The sequence below is a fragment of the Fluviicola sp. genome (genome assembly GCF_029266855.1).
GTDB lineage: Bacteria > Bacteroidota > Bacteroidia > Flavobacteriales_D > Crocinitomicaceae > Fluviicola.
This window is the reverse complement of record NZ_JAQSWB010000003.1, coordinates 260,813-281,733: the sequence shown is the minus strand read 5'-3', so window position 1 is coordinate 281,733 and position 20,921 is coordinate 260,813. Positions and strand designations below refer to the sequence as shown.

The 20,921-nt window shown below is 41.3% G+C and carries 18 protein-coding genes and 2 tRNA genes; 10 read left to right on the top strand and 10 right to left on the bottom strand.

All coding sequences use genetic code 11. The features are described 5' to 3' along the window. Position 1 precedes the first annotated feature (1 nt). From K0S23_RS09890 to K0S23_RS09855, 8 genes are all read right to left on the bottom strand, one after another. Positions 2-661 (bottom strand): DUF4230 domain-containing protein, encoded by a 660-nt coding sequence (locus tag K0S23_RS09890; protein ID WP_300356711.1) that lies wholly within the window; start codon positions 659-661, stop codon positions 2-4. Next, entirely contained in the window at positions 618-1,193 is a 576-nt protein-coding gene (locus K0S23_RS09885) for a DUF4230 domain-containing protein (RefSeq protein WP_300356709.1), read from the bottom strand. The genes K0S23_RS09890 and K0S23_RS09885 overlap by 44 nt, the downstream gene beginning before the upstream one ends. A 5-nt stretch (positions 1,194-1,198) precedes the next feature. Continuing rightward, positions 1,199-2,389 (bottom strand): M20 family metallopeptidase, encoded by a 1,191-nt coding sequence (locus K0S23_RS09880; protein WP_300356707.1) that lies wholly within the window; start codon positions 2,387-2,389, stop codon positions 1,199-1,201. Between the two features lie 117 nt (positions 2,390-2,506). Next, a complete protein-coding gene (locus K0S23_RS09875; RefSeq protein ID WP_300356705.1) occupies positions 2,507-3,481 on the bottom strand; it encodes an acyl transferase in 975 nt (324 codons plus the stop codon). Positions 3,482-3,647: 166 nt separating this feature from the next. Then, on the bottom strand, positions 3,648-4,991 hold the full coding sequence (locus K0S23_RS09870) for a HAMP domain-containing sensor histidine kinase (protein ID WP_300356704.1): 1,344 nt from the start codon (positions 4,989-4,991) through the stop codon (positions 3,648-3,650). 76 nt (positions 4,992-5,067) lie between these two features. Beyond that, a complete protein-coding gene (locus K0S23_RS09865) occupies positions 5,068-5,385 on the bottom strand; it encodes a rhodanese-like domain-containing protein (RefSeq protein WP_300356702.1) in 318 nt (105 codons plus the stop codon). 161 nt (positions 5,386-5,546) lie between these two features. Next, the gene (locus tag K0S23_RS09860) at positions 5,547-6,272 is read right to left on the bottom strand and encodes a DUF4197 domain-containing protein (protein ID WP_300356700.1); all 726 of its coding nucleotides are present in this window, start codon (positions 6,270-6,272) and stop codon (positions 5,547-5,549) included. A gap of 199 nt (positions 6,273-6,471) precedes the next feature. Further along, positions 6,472-7,482, bottom strand: coding sequence for an NAD(P)/FAD-dependent oxidoreductase (locus K0S23_RS09855; protein ID WP_300356698.1), 1,011 nt, complete (start codon positions 7,480-7,482; stop codon positions 6,472-6,474). A 231-nt stretch (positions 7,483-7,713) separates the two neighbouring features. Between K0S23_RS09855 and K0S23_RS09850 the strand changes: the two genes are divergently transcribed. Together K0S23_RS09850 and K0S23_RS09845 are read left to right on the top strand one after the other, a co-directional pair. After that, positions 7,714-8,142: a hypothetical protein gene (locus K0S23_RS09850; RefSeq protein ID WP_300356696.1), complete on the top strand. Its 429-nt coding sequence runs from the start codon at positions 7,714-7,716 to the stop codon at positions 8,140-8,142. Positions 8,143-8,318: 176 nt separating this feature from the next. After that, on the top strand, positions 8,319-10,247 hold the full coding sequence (locus K0S23_RS09845; protein ID WP_300356694.1) for a glycosyltransferase family 39 protein: 1,929 nt from the start codon (positions 8,319-8,321) through the stop codon (positions 10,245-10,247). 297 nt (positions 10,248-10,544) lie between these two features. On the opposite strand, the gene K0S23_RS09840 is transcribed toward K0S23_RS09845, so the two are convergent. Next, positions 10,545-11,078, bottom strand: coding sequence for an RNA methyltransferase (locus tag K0S23_RS09840; protein WP_300356692.1), 534 nt, complete (start codon positions 11,076-11,078; stop codon positions 10,545-10,547). A 53-nt stretch (positions 11,079-11,131) separates the two neighbouring features. Here K0S23_RS09840 and K0S23_RS09835 point away from each other — a divergent pair, with 53 nt between their 5' ends. From K0S23_RS09835 to fabD, 7 genes are all read left to right on the top strand, one after another. Further along, entirely contained in the window at positions 11,132-11,686 is a 555-nt protein-coding gene (locus tag K0S23_RS09835; protein ID WP_300356690.1) for a T9SS type A sorting domain-containing protein, read from the top strand. A 147-nt stretch (positions 11,687-11,833) separates the two neighbouring features. Beyond that, positions 11,834-14,458 (top strand): DNA mismatch repair protein MutS, encoded by a 2,625-nt coding sequence (gene mutS, locus K0S23_RS09830; RefSeq protein ID WP_300356688.1) that lies wholly within the window; start codon positions 11,834-11,836, stop codon positions 14,456-14,458. Between the two features lie 133 nt (positions 14,459-14,591). Continuing rightward, positions 14,592-14,664, top strand: a tRNA-Gly gene (locus K0S23_RS09825). A gap of 48 nt (positions 14,665-14,712) precedes the next feature. After that, positions 14,713-14,796 (top strand) — tRNA-Leu (locus K0S23_RS09820). A gap of 207 nt (positions 14,797-15,003) precedes the next feature. Next, the gene (locus tag K0S23_RS09815) at positions 15,004-15,630 is read left to right on the top strand and encodes a hypothetical protein (protein ID WP_300356686.1); all 627 of its coding nucleotides are present in this window, start codon (positions 15,004-15,006) and stop codon (positions 15,628-15,630) included. A gap of 207 nt (positions 15,631-15,837) precedes the next feature. Further along, a complete protein-coding gene (locus tag K0S23_RS09810; protein ID WP_300356684.1) occupies positions 15,838-17,628 on the top strand; it encodes a T9SS type A sorting domain-containing protein in 1,791 nt (596 codons plus the stop codon). Positions 17,629-17,928: 300 nt separating this feature from the next. After that, on the top strand, positions 17,929-18,810 hold the full coding sequence (gene fabD, locus K0S23_RS09805; RefSeq protein WP_300356682.1) for an ACP S-malonyltransferase: 882 nt from the start codon (positions 17,929-17,931) through the stop codon (positions 18,808-18,810). A 117-nt stretch (positions 18,811-18,927) separates the two neighbouring features. Here the strand turns inward: fabD and K0S23_RS09800 are convergent, their stop codons facing one another. Next, positions 18,928-19,908, bottom strand: a complete 981-nt coding sequence (locus K0S23_RS09800) for a pyruvate dehydrogenase complex E1 component subunit beta (RefSeq protein WP_300356679.1) — start codon at positions 19,906-19,908, stop codon at positions 18,928-18,930. Positions 19,909-20,166: 258 nt separating this feature from the next. Between K0S23_RS09800 and K0S23_RS09795 the strand changes: the two genes are divergently transcribed. After that, positions 20,167-20,907, top strand: a complete 741-nt coding sequence (locus K0S23_RS09795) for an electron transfer flavoprotein subunit beta/FixA family protein (RefSeq protein ID WP_300356677.1) — start codon at positions 20,167-20,169, stop codon at positions 20,905-20,907. The last annotated feature ends 14 nt before the right edge of the window (positions 20,908-20,921 follow it).

The window sequence follows — 20,921 nt, the reverse complement described above, 5'->3', positions numbered from 1 at the left end:
ATTACTTTTCGAATTTAATGACCAATGTTTTGTCTGTTTTCACCAAAGACCTCAAAGCTTTTTCCAAAGGGGCTTTTGCACGTTCAGGTAATTTTAAAAGGTTTCCGGAAGCAATCATTTTATTTCGCGCCTTCCGCTGCAAGTGAGTACGTTCGTAATCCTGCCAATCACCATTTTCCAAATAAACTTCTGTTCCTTTCGGATTTAATGAAATGGAAAGTAATTCAGGCTGAGGAATAATAATCGTGAGCGTATCTCCTTTCGGAATAAACTGAAAATCCTTTCTTTTAAGATCAACACCATAAAGCAATTCCCCCCTTACAATAAGTGTTAAACGTCTTCTTATTGCGCTTGGCTTCATGCCATGCTTGAATTGATCGGGATCGGTTAACTTATCCAAAGTCCCCCAAATGGCATCACTTTCAGATTTGTAATATTCAACAGAATCCACTACGGTTTCATCCTGGAACTTCAAGGTGTTTAATTCCAGGATCGAACGAATCTGTTCGACCTTCAGTGGAGTTTCTTCCAAGACGATTTCATCTGCAGATTCGCCTTTGAAGAACAACTGATACACCCAATACCCTATAAAGGCTATTGCTGCAACAAGCCCCAATCTAACGATCAACGTTCGTATTTCTCTTATCTTTTGGCGTCTCATGTACGATTACTTGTTCAAATCCTAAGTTCTTATAAAAATCGATGATAAAGATCTTTGCATTCTGCTCCGCTTCATCGAGAATATGTAATTTTTTGAGGTCTTTACGAATTGATTCTTCTCCCTTCTTCAGGACTTTTGATTTATCAACCTGGGAAAAATCCGATCGGAAACCATTTACGTCGACCATTTCGGTTCTGACCAACTCGGGGTCCATTTCAAAGGAAACAATTTCCGGAGGAGGAAGCTGAATAGTAATTTTGTTTCCTTTAACCTCGATATCCTCTTCCCTAATGGAATTTAAGTTTACCCCGGCTTTAACCGTAGCTTTACAACTCATTAGAATTTTCCGGTCACCGAACTTGTACCATTCCCCCTCATCATTCCAATGAATAATCTTACCCAGAGTATATTCCGTGGTGGAAAGCGTACCGATTGCACGAATCTGGTATATTTCAGTTTCATGCACTTCCTTTTCGTCTCCGCAAGAAGCAAGCAATAAAACAACCAGACATAAAAACAAGCTATTTCTCATGGTTCTTATTCAAAAGCAGCTAAGCACATTGCCTGCATTCCAACAATCAGTGCCTTACTGTCAATATCAAATTTCGGATGGTGTACTCCATAAACAATGCCTAATTCTTCATTTCTGACTCCCAGGCGGAAAAAACACACCGGAATCTCCTGCGCATAGAAGGAAAAATCCTCTGATGTTAAGCGAATAGGCAATTCCTCTACCTTCTCTATCCCGAAGAAATCCTTACTTCGTTTCATCATTTTTGCCGTCAGTGCCGGATCATTCTCCAAATAAGGATATCCTTTGGAAATTTCCAAGTCTGCAGTTGCCCCGAATTGCTCACAGGTAGCATCTACATGACCCGCAATCATATTCAAAGCTTCTTTTCTCCACTCTTCGTTCATGGTACGGAAAGTTCCTTTCAGCACTGCTTTTTCGGGAATTACATTCGTTGCACCAAGCGCTTCGAAATGTCCGAAAGACAATACACAAGGAATCTTCGGATCACACTTTCTACTGACGATCTGCTGCAGCCCCGTCAATAAATGTGCTCCTATCATAATCGGGTCAATTGTTTGATGCGGAGTTGCACCATGCCCACCTTTCCCGTTTATCGTGATGTAGATCTCATCGCAGGATGCCATATACAAACCAGGTCTGAATCCTACATTTCCAACTTCCATTTCCGGGAAAACATGCAAGGCAAAAAGCTCGTGAACGGGTGGTTTTTTTAATGCACCATCTGCAATCATCAGAGAAGCACCTCCCGGGTTTTTTTCTTCACCCGGCTGAAAGAATAACTTTACCGGATGCTTCAATAAGTTCCTGTTTTCCCAAAGAATTTCCGCAGTCCCTAATAAAATGGCAGTATGTACATCGTGTCCGCAAGCGTGCATTACACCATCATTGGTTGATTTGTAAGCAGAATTATTTTGCTCATGGATCGGTAAGGCATCCAATTCGGAACGCAAACCAATACAAGAATCGGTTTCTTTGTGCTTATCCGAACGGATTATTGCCAGCACTCCGGTTCCTGCCACCTCCTTTTGATAAGGGATTCCAATCTTTGCCAATTGTTCCGCAACGAAACTCATCGTATTGTACTCTGAATAAGATAATTCGGGAAAACGATGCATGTGCTCGCGGTATCCTTTGACCTTATCAAATAATTCCGTGGAGCGTGTGCGGATAATGTGATGAATTGCTGAATCCATTTCTTGGTTATGACTGTTAATCAAAAATACTAAAACAATTACGAATTACGTCCCGATCCGCCGCGGCGGATCGGGATATGAATGCCGAATTATGAAAAGTTGGCTTTGACTTACTACCTATTCTGCGACGAGCAAGTTGCAACCACGGATATCCGAATGGTCAAAACGCCCCATAAGACGTAGTTTCCCGGCTTCCATTCTTCCCAAGTCCTGCGTTTCGATGAAGGCACAGGAATAAATATTGGCTAAATCCATTACATTTACACCTCCCGTTTTTTCCTTCGTCACCAAGGCAAAAGGGTCATTTACTTCTCTCAGGGAGATCTTCATCCATGCAGGCAATTCGAACAAACCATTCTTATCACTGTAAGCTTGGGAAAGTAATTCGCACATTCCGTATTCCGACGCGATGTATTCACAACCAAAGCCTGCAAGCAGTTCCCGATGCATTTCCTCTTTGGTCATTTCTTTCCGTCTTCCTTTCATTCCACCCGTCTCGATCACTGTTACATCGTGCAGATCCGGTTTCAAGGCAGCCAAATCAAGTAAGGCATAGGATACACCGAATAGCACCAATTTCTTCCCGGTTTTTCTTCCCTCTGCAAGAGCTGCCAATAAATCTTTGGTATTTTCGAGAAAATAACCCGACAACGGATTTTTTGTTTCCGCGATCAATTTGTCAACCATATAGACCAAACTGGATTCTCCCTGCGAAACATAATTGGGTAGTAAGGCAAAAATGATCTGATCTTCCAGTTTACCCAGGAATTGTTCGTATGTTGGAATAAAAGAGCGCTCATAAACAGAAAGGTCGGAAACATAATGAGCACTTCTTACCATGCCCGTCGTTCCACTGCTTTTGAAAACCTGCTGAATCGGTTTGTTCCCTGCAACAATCTGATGTGTTTTAAAAAAAGCAATTGGTAAATGCGGGATTTCCGAATAATGCGTCGGATCCGCTCGATTAATGAGTTCCAGGAAAGTTTTATAAACAGGTACCTGATCTTTCTGAAAATGAAACACCTCCAAAGCGCAGTGATTAAAATCCTGTTCTGTTTGAATTGAAAAGATGCGATCGACAAGTCCTTGCATTGGTGTTTTTTATCTCAACATAGTTGAAAAGTTTTAAAAATCAATTGTTTAACCACAGGTAAGCTCGAGAATTCCCGAATTCTATTCTTTGTAAAGATAGCTTGTTTTTCTTTCAGAATAGCCTTACACTTCTTCAGTCTTTCTGCCAAGACAGATGTGCTTTCTCTTACTTCAAAGGAAACTTCAACGAGAAGGTAGTTCCCTTACCCGGCTGACTTTTCACCTGAATGTTCCCTCCGTGTTCTTCCACAATTAACTTCACGTAATAAAGCCCCAAACCAAATCCTTTTACATCGTGTAAATTCCCTGTTGGTACACGGTAAAACTTATCAAAGATCATCTTGATGTCTTCCCGCTTTATTCCAATTCCATTGTCGGTAATTGACAAATGAAAGCATTGAGAATCATTCCAGGTCCGGATGCTGATATGCGGAACGGTACTGCAATATTTCACTGCATTATCGAGCAGGTTATAAATTACATTGGTGATATGTACCTCATCCATCATCAGCGTTTCACGCTTTGCATCCAGCACCAGTTCAATTTCTCCCCCCTGATCAGTCTGATTGATGTCAAAACTTTCCTTTGCTTCCAAAATCAAATCATGGATAGAACAGGATTCCTTCTTCAATGTCAACTTTTCTTTATCCAGCTTTGCGACATTCAAGACACGTTCAACCTGGTTTTCCAAGCGTTTATTTTCCTTGTAAATGATCTCGGCATACCGGTGCAAGCGATCAGGATCCTCTTTAAAATCACCTCTCAAAAGCAATTCACTTGAAAGACCAATAGTTGAGATCGGTGTCTTCAATTCGTGTGTCATATTATTGATAAAATCCGTCTTCACTTCAGAAAGTCTTTTCTGTTTAAGAATAACATTCAGCGTAAACACAAAGAATAAAAACAAAAGAAGCAAGAGAACTACCAAATAAAACCATGGATAGAAATCTGTTTTGGTCACTTCAATCGAAGACGAACTAACGTTTGGGAAAAGGACGGTGAAATAATGTCCATCATTCTTCCATTTCAACTGATTGGATGTCTTACCTAGCGAATCGTTTTTTGTTACCGAATAAGACGAATCTTTCGTGTATTTAATCAGGTTGCCGAAAACTATTGAGTCAGAGTAGCAATCATAAATCCCATAAACGAAATCCTGGTTCAGACTTTGATTATCGAACTCCCGTTTCAACAGCTGTTCCAGGTAGAAGGGATGTAATTCCTCTTCAATATCTACCGAGAAATAATTTGGCCTGATCTGTTTTACTGCCCCATACAAGTTCGCACTGATATCATCCTTTGTATTGAGTTGTTCCAGTACATCTCTCAAAGCAATGTGTGCTCTTTCCGAGAACTGTTTCAGATTCAAACTATCCTCTCTTTCCTGGATCTGAACAGTAAGCCGCTGCGCCTCATTTGTTTTGTGAATCCAGAACAATTGAATACTCAGAACACTCAGCAAAGAGAGTATCCCCAGGATAATTACGGTATTAATTGTTTTACGATTCATGTAAATCGGTGATTTCGACTCCGCTCAATCACTTTCTAAAATAAAGGAGGACACTGAGCGGAGTTGAAGTGTCTTTTTAATAAGCTTCCATTGAAGGGTCCACTTGTTCGATCCAGGCTAAAATCCCACCTTCCAGGTTGTAAAGATTTGTATAGCCGTGACTCTGTTCCAAATAAGAAATCACACTTGCACTTCTTTTTCCGGAACGGCAGTGAACAACCACTTTTTTATCCTTATCAATCTGTCCGAATTCTGCGGGAACTTCATTCATAGGAATCAACACTCCATTCAGGGTGCAGATTTCATTTTCGTAGGGTTCGCGTACATCAACCAATTGAAAGTCTTCGTTCCCATCCATCCAGGATTTCAATTCTGTAACTGTTATACTTTTCATATATTCTATAATGTGTCTTCGACTCCGCTCTGCCACCTAACTGAAAGTTGCCTGAACGGAGTCGAAGGTAACCTCAAAAGAAAAGCGACCAAAGTGATCGCTTTACAAATTTACTTAATAAGCACTAAAGAACATTCACTCTCAAGCGGTTTAACTGTTTTTTAGCCTTTCCCGAATACTTTTTTCAACAGATCTGTTACCTGTGCAGCCGGATCTTTACGGATTTTAGCTTCCTGCTCACTGATCAGCAACATCAGACCGTTGATCGCTTTTGCAGTAACGTATGCCTCGAGGTCCGGATTTTGTTTTGTAACACCCGGTATTTTATTGTATCTGGTAACCAGTGGATTCCAATATTCCGTAACACGTACTTTTTCCATTGCAGTTTTCACAATCGGGGTAAATTTCTCCGTCAAAGAAGCAGTTGTTTTTTCACGCAGGTAGTGTGTTGCGGCAGTATCACTTCCATTCAGGATAGCGAAACCGTCTCCAACGGACATTCCTTTAACAGCCGTAGCAAATACATCGAACGCACTTTTGGAAGCTTCTTCCGCTGCACGATTCACCGATTCTTCAAACGCAGTAACCTGGCCTTGCATACCCAGCATGACTAACTTGTCTTTCATAGCCTTCGCTTCTGCCGGCCAGGGAATAAAGATCTTTTGATTCTTATAAAAACCATCCGTTACTCCGGCATTACCAGCAGCCGTTTTTGCACCGGTAGTTAAGGCCTCACGCAAACCACTTACCACCTCATCATTTGTCAATGAAGTTTTGGGAGTTGTGGTAGTCAATTCTTTTCCTTTTGAAAGGACTTTCCCAAAGGTCTGAGCAGTTGTCAGGTAACTCGTGCTGATAACTAATGCGATTGCAATACTGATTTTCATAGTTTATGATTTAATTTCAATTGTATGAGAGCTGCAGAATAAAGAAGGTTTAGCAGCCTGCTCATTTTAACGTTTGACAATACCAAAAATTGTTCCATAAAAAATATGGGGACGAGATGCGTAAAATAGGGGACGCGGTTTGTAAATAAAATAGGGACGCGATGCATCGCGTCCCTACAATAATAATTATAATTTCTATTTAAAATCCTTGTACTCCGTTTACCGTTGTATACTTCAGGATATTTTTCTTATCGGGGTGAATCCGTGCAAATGCAGACTGAACAGCCAAGGTACCTTCATGAAAACCACACAGGATTAATTTCAATTTATTTTCATAGGTATTTACATCACCGATTGCATAGATTCCCGGGATATTCGTGGAATAATCCAGGGTATTTACCTTGATTGCATTTTTCTCGATCTCCAATCCCCAGTCAGCTATAGGACCTAAAGACGGTTTCAAACCAAAGAGTGGAATAAAGTGATCCGTTTCGCGAATAATTTCTCCCTGCGTGTTGTGTTGGATTTTCACATGACTCAAAGCTCCGTTTCCTTCCACACCAACAACCTCAGCTTCAGTAATCAGGTTGATCTGACCGCTTTCAGCCATATCAATTACTTTCTGAACAGAATCCAGGTGACCGCGGAAAGAGGCACTTCTATGTACCAGGACCACTTCCTTCGCAATTTTCTTTTCAGCCAAAAAGATCGACCAATCCAAGGCAGAATCACCACCACCTGCAATCACACAACGTTTCCCCCGATAAAACTCAGGATCTTTAATGATGTATTCAATTCCTTTATCCTCAAAGTCGGCAAGATTTGAAATAGGTGGTTTTCTCGGTTCGAAAACACCCAATCCACCTGCAATCATAACGATCGGAGCCAAATGCTTAGTTCCTTTAACCGTTGTGACGATGAATTTTCCATCCTCTGTCTTATCGATCGTCATTGCAGCTTCACCCAAAGTAAACCCCGGTTTGAACGGGGCTGCCTGCTCCATTAAATTATCTACCAGTTCGCCGGCCAAAACGGATGGGAATCCCGGAATATCGTAAATCGGTTTTTTGGGATAAATCTCCGAACATTGTCCGCCCGGCTGAGGCAATGAATCAATCAAATGACAATGTAATTTCAGCAATCCGGCTTCAAATATGGTGAAAAGTCCAACGGGACCTGCACCAATTATAATTATATCAGTTTCAATCATTATTCCTGTTAAAAGTGCTGCAACGCTTATGCAATGGCTTCAGCGCCGGCACAAAAATAACGATTGTTTCTCAGATTCGCATCGCTAAAAAATGGTAAATCGATCTGATTTTCATACACTGATACAGATGCAACATTTCAAAACCAAATTCGGAAAATGTTCTGGGTGAAAACAGAAATTAGTGCTTTCACATTTTCTTCTTATTTACTATATTTCACCAAAATACACCACATGAAATCAATTACACTCTTAACCATCGTCCTATTCAGCTTTTTTTCACAAGCCCAGGACCAGGAAATCAAAAATCGCATTTATTCCCTTATTTCCGTAAAAGGAAAACAGAGTCCGAAGGAATTCCCGATGGACAATGACATCAATTACCTTCAAATAGAAAATGGTGAGGCGGTCATCAATTACCGGAGTCGTGGCAAAGTCACTTTTTATCAAGGATTAGTACAAAACTATACCACAACGAAAACCGAAACGGGAGAAAAAACCAGTTTTTATCTTGCTCCCAGCGGTCTGGGAAGTAAGACTATCAACTTTGAAATTTTCGCTCTGGAGAATGGCCAATATCAGATCAATCTTTTTGACAAATTGGGTTCTTTAGATGTTTTTCTTCTTGCTGAACTTTCAAACAGAGATATTTTCAAAGAGTAATTGGGAAGCTTTGCTATTTTTGCTAAGTAAAGCACCCGAATAACCAGATGGTCGTTTTATCACAGATGCACAGATTTTACAGACGCCTACCGGACGTCTTGCTTAGAATCAGCGGATTCGGTAAGTGAGCCAGCATCTGCGCATCCACGGAAATAATAAAAGTAAAGCGTATTAAGGTGATTAAAGCAGAAGAAAAGCGGTTTTCAAATTTTGTAAAAGAACATTTCATCATTATTGGAATTCTTCTTCTTGCGCTTATACTCAGATGCTATGATTTGTTTTCCATTCCTTATACCCATGATGAATTAAGCGGATTGCTCCGCACCCGATTTGATTCATTCGGTGAGCTGATCGTCAAAGGGGTGAAAGTGGATGGACATCCTGCATTCGTGCAAGTTTTCCTTTATTACTGGACGAAGCTATTCGGAACTGCAGAATGGGTAGTAAAATTACCTTTCATCCTTTCAGGAGTTGGTGGAGTTTATTTCGCTTACAAGATCGGGAAACGCTGGTCGAATGTAACAACAGGACTGATCGTAGCAGCGATTATTGCAACAAGTCAATACCCTGTCATGTACAGCCAAATCGCGCGACCTTACACTTCCGGATTTTTCTTCACTTTACTATTTGCTTATCACTGGGGAGAAATTGTATTCTTTAAGAACTACGCCCGAAAACACCTCATTTGGTTCCCCATTGCAGCAGCACTTTGTGCTTACAACCACCATTTCAGTATGCTCACTGCAGGATTGATCGGATTGTTCGGGATCGCTTATACTTACAAAGATTTTTTGTGGAAGTACTTATTGCTTTGTCTGACTGCCCTCGTACTCTACTCTCCGCATTTCGGCATTTTAAAGGCTCAACTCAACATGGGCGGATTGTCGGGCTGGCTGGGAAAACCTGATTCAGGATTCCTGCCTCATTACATCCACTATATTTTCCAGTTTTCTTCGGTTTTGATTGGTCTTTATCTTATCATCATTATCTGGACACGCGTTTCAGGCCAGGAGGTCAAACGAAAATCAAAGGCCATCCTGTTTTCAGGAATCCTTTTCTTTTCGGTATACTTTATCGGTTATTTCTATTCGATCAAAGTTGCGCCTGTATTGCAAACATCCGTTCTGATTTTTGCTTATCCTTTTTTACTGATTTTTTTGTTCGGATGGGCAAAAGAACAGACCAAAAAGATAAACCTGGTTTTCATAGTGGCGCTTGTTTTATTGAATTGCTTCGTGCTTATTTCCCAGCGAAAACATTATATCACTTTTTACAAAACCCCTTTCAAACAATTAGTCCTGGATGCAAATGACGCAAGAAAAAATCACCCCAATACACTGACGATTATTTTTTCAGACGAGCCTAAAACCAGGTTCTATTCCGAAAAAGGGGAACTCACAATTCCGGATTCCTACTTGTTTATTACCGTTCCGGAATTCACGGAGAAGAGCCTGGATTCACTTTTGGAAAAACATTACGACTCGGCAGAAACTATTTGCCTGGCGGCAACAAGCAGTATGCCCGCCTCCTTCAGGGCGATCATTTTGCAAAAATATCCACATATTATCTGGCAGCGAAACTATTTCTCGGCCTCAACCTTATTGGCAGGGAAAGGTAAACCAAGCGAAAAGCCGCTTGCAGATCTTTTCAAAAACCCAGGCAGTTTTAACGGTTACAATCCCGGAAAACGCTACGATGGCGCCTATCATTTCGAAAAAGACGAAGAATGGGGTCCCGGCTATTCCAAGCCAATGACAGAACTCGTAAAACGACCTTCCGATCTCCTGGATGTAGTGGTAAAACTGAAACTTTCGGATCTGACACAAGATCCTTTACTGGTGCTCGCGGTTCAGTCCAATGATTCGATCATCCATTACGCTTCAAGTTCGGTTTCCCAGCACACTATCAACCTGAAAGACAGCACGGTGACTTTGGTTCAATCGATCAAATTCATCGATTCAAAACACACGAAGTTCGAAAAGCCAACTTTGAATACTTATGTTTGGAACCGGGATAAAAAGCCTCTGCACATTTTATCGTTCCGGGTGATTTACAGAAAGGACAATCCGCTGACTTATTCCTGGTACGAGCCTATAGTGGAATAATTACGAATTACTTAAAAGATTTTTTTTTGAGGGATAGGTTTACACTTTTGAGAAAAATAATTAGATATTAAGATTTTGAGACTTTAGACTGAAGACTTAAAGAGATCAGGATTTTAGGACTGGTGACATGAGGCCGAAGACTTATTTACTTAAGAAATGGCAAAATAACAACATTGCCATATTGCAATCTTGCAACATTGCAATATTGCCATGTTCAATAAATTAGAAATTTAAACCAGGAGCTTAATTGCATTTATGAAAAGAGTCCGGAATTTTTAAAAAAAACGGCATTCGTAATTATGAAATGTATCTCTTAGCGAATTCCCATAAAACGATTCCTGCGCAAACAGAAACATTCAGGCTGTGTTTTGTTCCGAATTGCGGGATTTCTATAATGTAGTCGGATGCATCTATTACGGACTGATCCACTCCATCCACCTCGTTTCCAAATACCAGGGCGAATTTATGCTTATTCAATGTGGAAATTTCATGCAACAACACCGTTTTCTCTGCCTGTTCGATACTGCAAACCGCAACTCCTTCCTGTTTCAGCTCGGAAACCAGGGAATCAATGTCTTTTCGGTATTCCCAGTTAATCGTATCAGTGGCACCCAATGCGGTTTTATGAATTTCACGGTGCGGTGGCTGAGCGGTAATTCCGCAGAGATAAACTTTTTCAACATTGAAGGCATCCGCAGTGCGGAAAAATGAACCGATATTATTCAGGCTGCGGATATCGTTTAAAATAATAATCAAGGGGAATTTCTCCTGTCCTTTAAACGTTTGCTCGTCTACGCGATCGAGTTCCCACAATTTTAATTTTCGGTTCATCTGACAAAAATACCTATTTTAGTGAAGCAGAAAAATCACTTATACTTCACATTATGAAAACAACCTTAATCATTTTGTTTTTCCTGGTTCTTTCTGGAACTATTTTCGCTCAATGCCCGATAGCAGGACGTGACAGCACAACCAGCTATTGCAAACAAGAGGTTTTTGACCTCGCAAATCTTCGCTCATCCGACGCGGACCTTAACGGGATATTCATTGATCCGGCAGGTGATACCATGTCATCCACTACCACATCGTTAATCTTTCCCGGACAGTACACTTACAGGTACATCGTATCGGACTTAGGCTGTTCGGATGATTCAGCCAAATATGTGATTGTGATTATCAATTGCTGGCCAGGAGGCATTTCCGAAACAAGCCTTGAAAATAATGAATTGCTTCAAATCAACCCTGTGAATGACTATCTCCAATTAAGCGAGGTAAATTATGACCGTCTAGAAATCTATTCAACTGCCGGTTCCTGCGTTCTGACCTTTTCCGCTTCACCGAATACACTGATAGATGTTTCAAAGCTCGAAGGAGGAAATTACATTTTGATACTCGATAAAGACGGAACGAGGCAATTCCAGCGATTTGTTAAATTATGATGCAACCAATTATCAACTGATCTATTCCGAGGCATAGGATCAGGAAACAATGTGCCAAATGAACAGTTATGTTGAAAACTCGTACGGGTAAAATTCTCCAAACTCAAAGTTCGCTTCGTATTTTTGGCCTGAACGAAACTTATTCACGTGTCGAAAAAAGAAAAAGATCCAGCGGAAACGCCTTTAATGAAGCAATACAACCAGATTAAAGCCAAACACCCCCAGGCTTTATTGCTTTTTCGCGTCGGAGATTTTTACGAGACATTCGGTGAAGATGCCATAACCGCATCAAAAACACTGGGAATTGTTTTAACCAAACGCGGTGCCGGATCTCCTTCTGAAATTGAATTGGCAGGATTTCCCCATCATTCACTGGAATCTTATCTTCCCAAACTGGTTCGTGCCGGACACCGGGTAGCAATCTGCGATCAGCTGGAAGACCCTAAAATGACCAAAACAATTGTGAAGCGCGGGGTAACCGAACTGGTAACTCCAGGAATTGCTTTCAGTGATAAGATCCTGGACGGTCATCATAACAACTTTTTGGGAGCAATCCATTTCGGAAAAGAGACTCACGGGATTTCATTCCTGGATGTCTCAACAGGTGAATTTTTCACAGCACAGGGAAATACCGAATACATCAATAAACTGATCCAGGGTTTTGAGCCGAGTGAGATCATCTATCAAAAAAATAAACACCAGCTTTTCCAGGAACTGTTCGGAACCAAATACTATACTTTCCGACTGGAAGACTGGGTATTTACAGCTGATTTCGGAAAAGAACGGCTGACCAGTCATTTCCAGACCAACTCTATGAAAGGATTTGGGATCGATGACCTGGAATACGGAATTGTTGCTGCCGGTGCAATTTTGCATTACCTGGGAGAGACACAGCACGATAAACTGGGTCACATTACTCAAATCCAGCGCATCGAAGAAGAAAAATATGTCTGGTTGGACCGTTTTACCATCCGCAACCTGGAATTGATCAATCCTTTAAATGAAGGCGGGAAAACCTTGTTCGATGTAATTAACGGAACAAAGACCCCAATGGGTGACCGCTTACTGAAACGCTGGATCGTGATGCCTTTAAAACATCCCGAGCAGATCAGTCTGCGGATCAATGCCGTTGCAGACCTGGTACAAAAGAATGCACTGCGCTCGGAAATCGAACACGAACTGAGTGAGATCGGCGATATGGAACGCTTGATCTCCAAAGTTGCAGTCGGGAGAATTCATCCCAAAGAACTGCGGGTTCTTTCGCGCATCCTGGAACACATGACTCCGCTGAAAGATGCCTGTTCGCATAGTGAAAGCGATTTACTGAACCAGCTTTCAAAACACATTGAACCTTGCGAGGAGTTTATCCAGCTGGTTGAAAAATTCCTGCTTAAAGATCCTGCAGTTATGCTGGGGAAAGGGCCTGTCATTGCGGACGGTGTTCATGCTGAACTGGACGAACTGCGCGCCATTTCAGAAAGCGGAAAAGACTACCTGGAAGCCATGCAGGAACGGGAATCCGAGAAAACGGGGATTCCAAGTTTAAAAATTGCATTCAATAATGTGTTCGGGTATTACCTGGAAGTGCGAAATACACATAAAGACAAAGTTCCGGAAGAATGGATCCGCAAACAGACCCTGGTAAGTGCCGAACGATATATTACACCCGAATTAAAGGAATACGAAACCAAGATCCTGGGTGCAGAAGATAAAATTTCTGCTATTGAGGCTAAATTGTACTTCGAACTGATTCAAAAATTGGGTTCTTATGTTGGTCCGATCCAGCGAAATGCATACCTCATCGCACAGCTTGACTGCCTTACCGGCTTTGCAGACCTTGCTATCAGAAAAAACTATTCAAAACCAACGGTCAACGACAGTTATGTGATCGATATCAAAAACGGGAGACACCCTGTTATTGAAGGCCAGTTAAAACCCGGGGAAGAATACGTTCCCAACGATGTTTACCTGGATAAGGACGAACAGCAGATCATTATGATCACGGGGCCAAATATGTCGGGTAAAAGTGCCTTACTGCGTCAAACCGCTTTGATTGTGCTGATGGCTCAAATGGGAAGTTTTATCCCGGCTGATGCTGCAATCCTGGGAATAGTAGACAAAGTATTTACGCGCGTCGGTGCGTCGGATAATATTTCTTCCGGTGAATCAACCTTCATGGTGGAAATGAACGAAACTTCCAGCATCCTGAACAACCTGTCGGATCGCAGCCTGATCCTGCTGGATGAGATCGGCCGCGGAACAAGTACTTATGACGGAATTTCGATTGCCTGGGCGATCGCGGAATACATTCACGAATTCCCGCAAGCCAAAGGAAAAACACTTTTCGCGACACATTACCACGAATTGAACGAGATGGCCCATCAATTCCCACGCATTCACAACTACAATGTGAGCGTAAAAGAAGTTGGACAAAAGATAATCTTTTTGCGGAAACTGGTGGAAGGCGGAAGCGAACACAGCTTCGGTATCCACGTAGCCAAGTTGGCCGGTATGCCAAATAAAGTGATCCAACGGGCAGAACTCATGCTGGAGCAGCTGGAACTGAATAACCGGTCAAGCGAGGTGCAAACACTCAAAGAAGTAGTAGTACAGGCCGGTCAGTCGAAAGATATGCAATTGAGTTTCTTCCAGTTGAACGACCCGGTCTTGGAACAAATACACGACCAATTAATTTCGATAGACATCAACACGCTGACCCCGGTGGAGGCACTGATGAAATTAAACGAAATCAAGAAGTTAACGGGAGGGTAATCCTTACTTTTTTCCGAATTCATTACTGAAATTAAAAAAAATTAAAAAAAAGTCGGTCAAACCTTGCAAATTGAACAAAGGAATTATTAGATTTGCAACCCGATTCCAAAAGAGGAACGGTAATATAAAATACGCGAGAGTAGCTCAGTTGGTAGAGCACAACCTTGCCAAGGTTGGGGTCGCGAGTTCGAATCTCGTCTCCCGCTCAAAGAAATAAAGGTCATTTTTGAAATGGCCTTTATTCTTTAAAGTCCGCTCGGATGGTGGAATTGGTAGACACGCCGGACTTAAAATCCTGTGCCTGTATGGGCGTGCGGGTTCAAGTCCCGCTCCGAGTACAAGAGAATTGAAGGAAGACTTTGGTCTTCCTTTTTTTATTCTAAAAAGCTTGTGAATTGGCTTCCACCTTTCACAGGAAAGTTAAGTCCCGTTGGTGTTTACATCTGCGGGATTTTTCATTTTATGCTACAGCATATAAAGCAATGAAAGATCAATTCTATCCTGATATATTTGTATATCTTATATATGAAAAGAAATCTATCAATATGAAATTATTTATCAGTTGCATCCTTCTTGTTTTTTTATCCAGTTGCTCTGATAAAAAAGAGGTGATAACAGTAAAAAGTCTATTTGATATCCCCGAAAATGTTTCAGAAGAAAGTCTTATCAATTTTGGATTCAAAAAAGAAATTATTGAAGAAAAGGAGTATGTTGATTTATTCGGTGAGAAAGGACATCAAGTATACGAAAACAGAATAAAAAACCATTCAAGCTATTTTTATAAAAAGCCAAACCTTTCGTCGGAAATACATTTTATACAGGGAACGATAAGTGTTATACGCATTTCAATGGATACAATTGTTTGGAATGAACTAGATAAGAAATTATCACAAAGAATAGAGATCGACACCGTTTACATCAACAAGCAACGCAGGGTATTTCTTACCCGTCCCCATTATGCAGAAATTGCCGGTTATAGATACAAATGTAAGCTGCCATTAAAAAGAGAAGATGCATGGAAGCAAGGATCCTATTATAATCCAAATACAAGGAAAAGAATATATAATTATTCAGAATATCAATTTCATACGGTATCACTTGAACGGGAATTCACAAGAAAGCATCAAAATAAATTGAACCGAATTATGAAAGGGATTAAATCAAGGTTTTAGAACTTAACTGAGGATTTTTTGATTTTTCGTTTGAGAATAGTCTGTTCAATTATGCATTAACATTCTACCCCCAAACTATGTAACCCCTAAAAAAGCAGGTGAATATCCCTTATAAAAACCTATTATCCAGTGATTTTACCGCTTATGAGTCATAAAAATTTTTTATTTAATAATTGAATCCCTATTTTTACATCAAATAAAAAAACTATGAGAAAAATATACTTAGGCTTATTTGTATTTGTAATCGCTGGTTCAGCTTCGGCTCAGCTAATGAACAAAAATTTGCGTAGTGCGCAGAAAATCCAAAACATCGGAGAAGTTCCTGCTAAGGTTAATCACAACCTTGAGAAGGCAGTTCCATTTTGGCAGAACAACTTTACAGTTGCATCTGACTGGGTTATTTCAAATGCAGGAGGTGCAGGATCACCAGCTCACACAGCGGGTGACTGGACTATCACAACGAACGTGAATGCTATTCCGGTTGCAGCTTTGACTCCGGCAGGACATACAACAGCAGCAACAGGTTATGCTTTGATTAACTCGGATGCAGCAGGAAGCGGTCAGACTCAAAATGCCAGAATCGTAACAGCATCAGCAATTGACTGTAGTGGAAAAGCAAATGTTTCTATCATTTTCCAACAATCTACACGTCATTACCAGGAGTTATACTTTGTAGTTGTATCGAACGACGGTGGAACAACATGGACAGATTTCCAGGTAAATACAGGTATGGCGGTTAACACAAACTCTGCAAACCCTTCTTTGGCTCAGGTGAATATTTCTTCAGTTGCAGCTAACCAGGCGAATGTAAAAGTTGGTTTCCGTTATGTTGGTGCTTATGACTGGTTCTGGGCAGTTGATGACGTACAGTTAGTAGAGACTGACAACTATGACTTGGCAGCTACAGGATATTACTGGGGTGTTGAAGGAACTTGGGGACCACGTTTACCGTACTACCAAACTCCAATTGCTCAAATCAACCCGATTCACTTTGCAGGACTTGTTGAAAACAAAGGTGCTATGTCTCAATCTGACGTAACATTCACTGCTGGAATTGCTTCTGCAGGATATACTGGAACAAGCCCACAAGGAATTCTTGCTCCGAACCAAAGCGATACGTTTGACATTGCAGCTACATTTACACCAGCTGCTTCTGTTGCAAATTTCACTGTTACAGGCGGAACAACTTCAGGTCAAACAGATGCTAACCCAGCTGACAACGTAGCTCCGGCATTGGCATTCGCTACAACTCAAACAACTTACGCACGTGATGCACAAGTTCTTCAGGCAGGATCTTACAACGAAGGTGAAGGTTACGAAATGGGGAACATTTTTGATGTTACTTCAAATGCAACTTTAACAGGTGTTGACGTATTTGTTGCTTCAACTTCAACAGTTGGTTGCCAAATCTACGGTTTGTTGTATACAATTGATGCAGGAACAGGTGACTTTGTTTACGGTCAGCCTACAGCATTGCATACAGTTACTTCAGGAGAACTAGGAACAATGATTACACTTCCATTAACTTCTTCATTCGGCTTAACTGCGGGTAATTCGTACCTATTGGTTGTTGGTTCATACGGAGACGGTGGTGTTTCAGATGATTTCGTTGTTGGAACTTCAGGTATTTCTGAGGCACAAACGACATTCTATTTGGACGGAAATGAGAACACAGGTACTTGGTACTACTCTACTTCCACTCCAATGGTTCGTATGAACTTCAGTACTAACTTATCTGTTTCTGAAAATGCAGCAAACGTTGATGTAAACGTATATCCTAACCCGGTTGTGGGTGAAGCTACAATTGAAGTGAACGGAGCTATTGCTTCTTCAATCACTGTTCTTGACGTAGCAGGTAAAGTAGTTTACACTACAAACGCAACTGAAGGCACTTCTAAAGTATCATTCTCTACAGCTAACTTCTCTGCAGGAGTTTACACTGTGAATGTTGCTACTGAAAAAGGAACAGTTACTAAGAAAATGGTTGTTAAGAACTAAACTTCTTTCTAATATTTGGAAAAGCCCGGACATTCATCGTCCGGGCTTTTTTTATCTCAGTCTTTCCGCCGCGGCGGACTGGCGCTTATCCGTCGATACTTTCGCACTAGCGCTTACGCAGTAGCTTCAGCGTAGGCGCAACGTTTACCTGCAGTGCATACTTCGTAAGTGTCGTATCTTAGTCTTTCCGCCGCGGCGGACTATCGCTTATCCCTCGATACTTTCGCACTAACGTTTGTCGTATCTCAGTCTTCAAAAGCTATCGCTTTTTCTTATATTTGCCCCTCGAAAAAACAAATTATGAAAGCATATGTATTCCCCGGACAAGGTGCTCAATTCTCAGGAATGGGAAAAGACCTTTACGACTCCTCTGATCTGGCAAAACAATTACTCGCCCAGGCGAATGAAATCCTTGGTTTTGATATCCAAAAAATTATGTTTGAGGGATCAGACGAAGAATTGAAACAGACGAAAGTGACACAACCTGCAATCTTCCTGCATTCAACTATTCTGGCTGCGTGTTTGGGAGAGAGTTTTAAACCGGATATGGTTGCTGGACATTCCCTGGGAGAAATTTCTTCTTTGGTTGCAAACAAAACACTTTCATTTGAAGACGGTTTGCGCCTGGTTTCCAAAAGAGCCCTGGCAATGCAGGCTGCCTGTGAAGCAGTTCCATCAACGATGGCAGCTATCCTGGGACTGGAAGACCATATCGTGGAAGATATTTGCAAATCCATTGATGGAATCGTGGTTCCGGCAAACTACAATTGTCCCGGACAATTAGTAATCTCAGGTGCTATTCCAGCAGTGGAAGAAGCTTGTGCCAAATTGACCGAAGCAGGTGCAAAACGCGCTATGATCCTTCAGGTTGGCGGCGCATTCCATTCACCTTTGATGGAACCGGCACGAGAAGAATTGGCCAAAGCGATTGAAGCAACTACTTTCAGCAAGCCGATATGCCCGGTTTATCAAAACACAACAGCATCTGCGGTAACAGATCCAAATGAGATCAAGAAGAATTTGATCGAGCAATTAACAGCACCGGTTCGCTGGACCCAAACGATGCAGCAAATGATCGCTGACGGTGCAACAGAAGTGATCGAGGTCGGTCCAGGAAAAGTATTACAAGGGCTTTTCAAAAAGGTGGATCGTGCATTTCCAACATCAAGCGCGGAGATCTAAAATAGAATCAGGCATAAAAAAGAAAAGGACCCGGCAAAATAAGAAGGGAACCGAGAAAATAAAGAAAGGGACGCGATGCATCGCGTCCCTTTCTTTATTTTATTAATCTATATTAAATTAATTTCGGTACAATGTACTTTTTACCGCTTTAATCAATCTTTCCACATTTGGCAATGCTGCATCGATCAATGTCGGTGAAAAAGCAAATGGAGTATCTGTTTGAGTCACACGCATCACGGGTGCATCCAGATGATCAAATGCGTAGCGCTGCAAATGGTAAGCAATTTCAGAAGAGATAGAAGCTAAAGGCCATGATTCTTCCAATACAACACAACGGTTTGTTTTCTTAACGGATTCAACGATCAAAGGATAATCGATCGGGCGAATGGTTCTTAAATCGATAATCTCAACAGAGATTCCTTCTTTTTGCAAAACCTCCGCTGCTTCATAAGCCACTTTGATGATTTTACCAAAAGAAACGATCGTTACATCCGTTCCTTTGCGTTTAATATCTCCAACTCCGATTGGAATAATGTATTCTCCTTCCGGAATCTCTCCCTTATCACCATACATTTTTTCCGATTCAAGGAAAACAACCGGATCGTTATCGCGAATGGCAGCTTTCAATAAACCTTTTGCATCGTATGGATTGGATGGTGTGATTACTTTTAATCCGGGTACATGCGCATAAAACGCCTCGAAACTTTGAGAGTGAGTTGCAGCCAACTGCCCCGCAGTACCGTTCCCTCCTCTAAAAACGATCGGACAACCGTACTGACCACCAGACATCTGCAGCATTTTTGCAGCAGAGTTGATAATCTGATCCGCAGCCAAAATTGCGAAATTCCATGTCATGAACTCAACAATCGGGCGAAGGCCATTCATGGAAGCTCCTACAGCAATACCTGCAAATCCTAATTCAGCAATCGGGGTGTCAATGACACGTTGTGGACCAAATTCATCCAACATTCCCTGAGATACTTTGTACGCTCCATTGTATTCAGCAACTTCTTCACCCATTAAGAAAACACCCTTATCACGGCGCATTTCCTCTGACATAGCTTCACGAAGGGCTTCTCTAAATTGAACAGTCTTCATTCTTATCTTTTTTTATTTCGCTTTAAAGCAGGTCAAAATTAATCAAAATTCGTTTCAGGCGTATCAAAATGAGGAGTAAGAAGACACATTTTCAGGAAATAGTGAACAAATTGTTTAAAACCTAGCCTTACTATGTATGCATAACATTTTATTTCCTAGGATGATTTGATTATTTTTGTGACCGAAACTAAGTTTAACAAGCAAATACTGTGTGGAGTAATTTTACTACATGCAGTTCACGTTTAAATAAAATAGATTATGAAAATTCTTGTATGTATCAGTAAATCTCCAGATACTACTTCGAAAATTGCTTTCACGGACGGGAACAAGCAATTTGACGAAAATGGGGTTCAATACATTGTCAATCCATACGATGAGTGGTATGCACTTGTTCGCGGGTTGGAATTGAAAGAAACGTTGGGTGGAAACTTAACGATCATCACGGTGGGGAGCGCTGCTGATGAGGCTATCATCAGAAAAGCACTGGCAATTGGTGCTGATGATGCGGTTCGTATTGATGCTGATCCGAAAGACGCGTATTTTACGGCAGTTCAAATCGCTGAATATGCAAAAACAAACGGATTTGATCTGATCCTTACAGGAAAAGAAACAATCAACTACAATGGGTCGCAAGTAGCAGGAATGATTGCAGAAGCGATGGATCTTCCATTTGTTTCATTGGCAACGAAACTGGACATTAACGGTACAACTGCACGCATGGAGCAGGAAATCGTTGGTGGTGTTCAGGTTGTTGAAGCGAGTCTTCCATTAGTAGTTTCCTGTGCCAAAGGGATGGCAGAACAACGCATCCCGAACATGCGCGGAATTATGGCCGCACGTACAAAACCGCTTACAGTAGTGGCTCCGGCAGCAGTAGAGGACCTTACAGCATATGTTGAATATGGATTACCGGCTGCTAAATCTGCAGTGAAGATGATCGATCCGAACAATATGGACGAATTAGTTGCTTTGTTACATAACGAGGCTAAAGTTATTTAATCGATAAGAAAGAA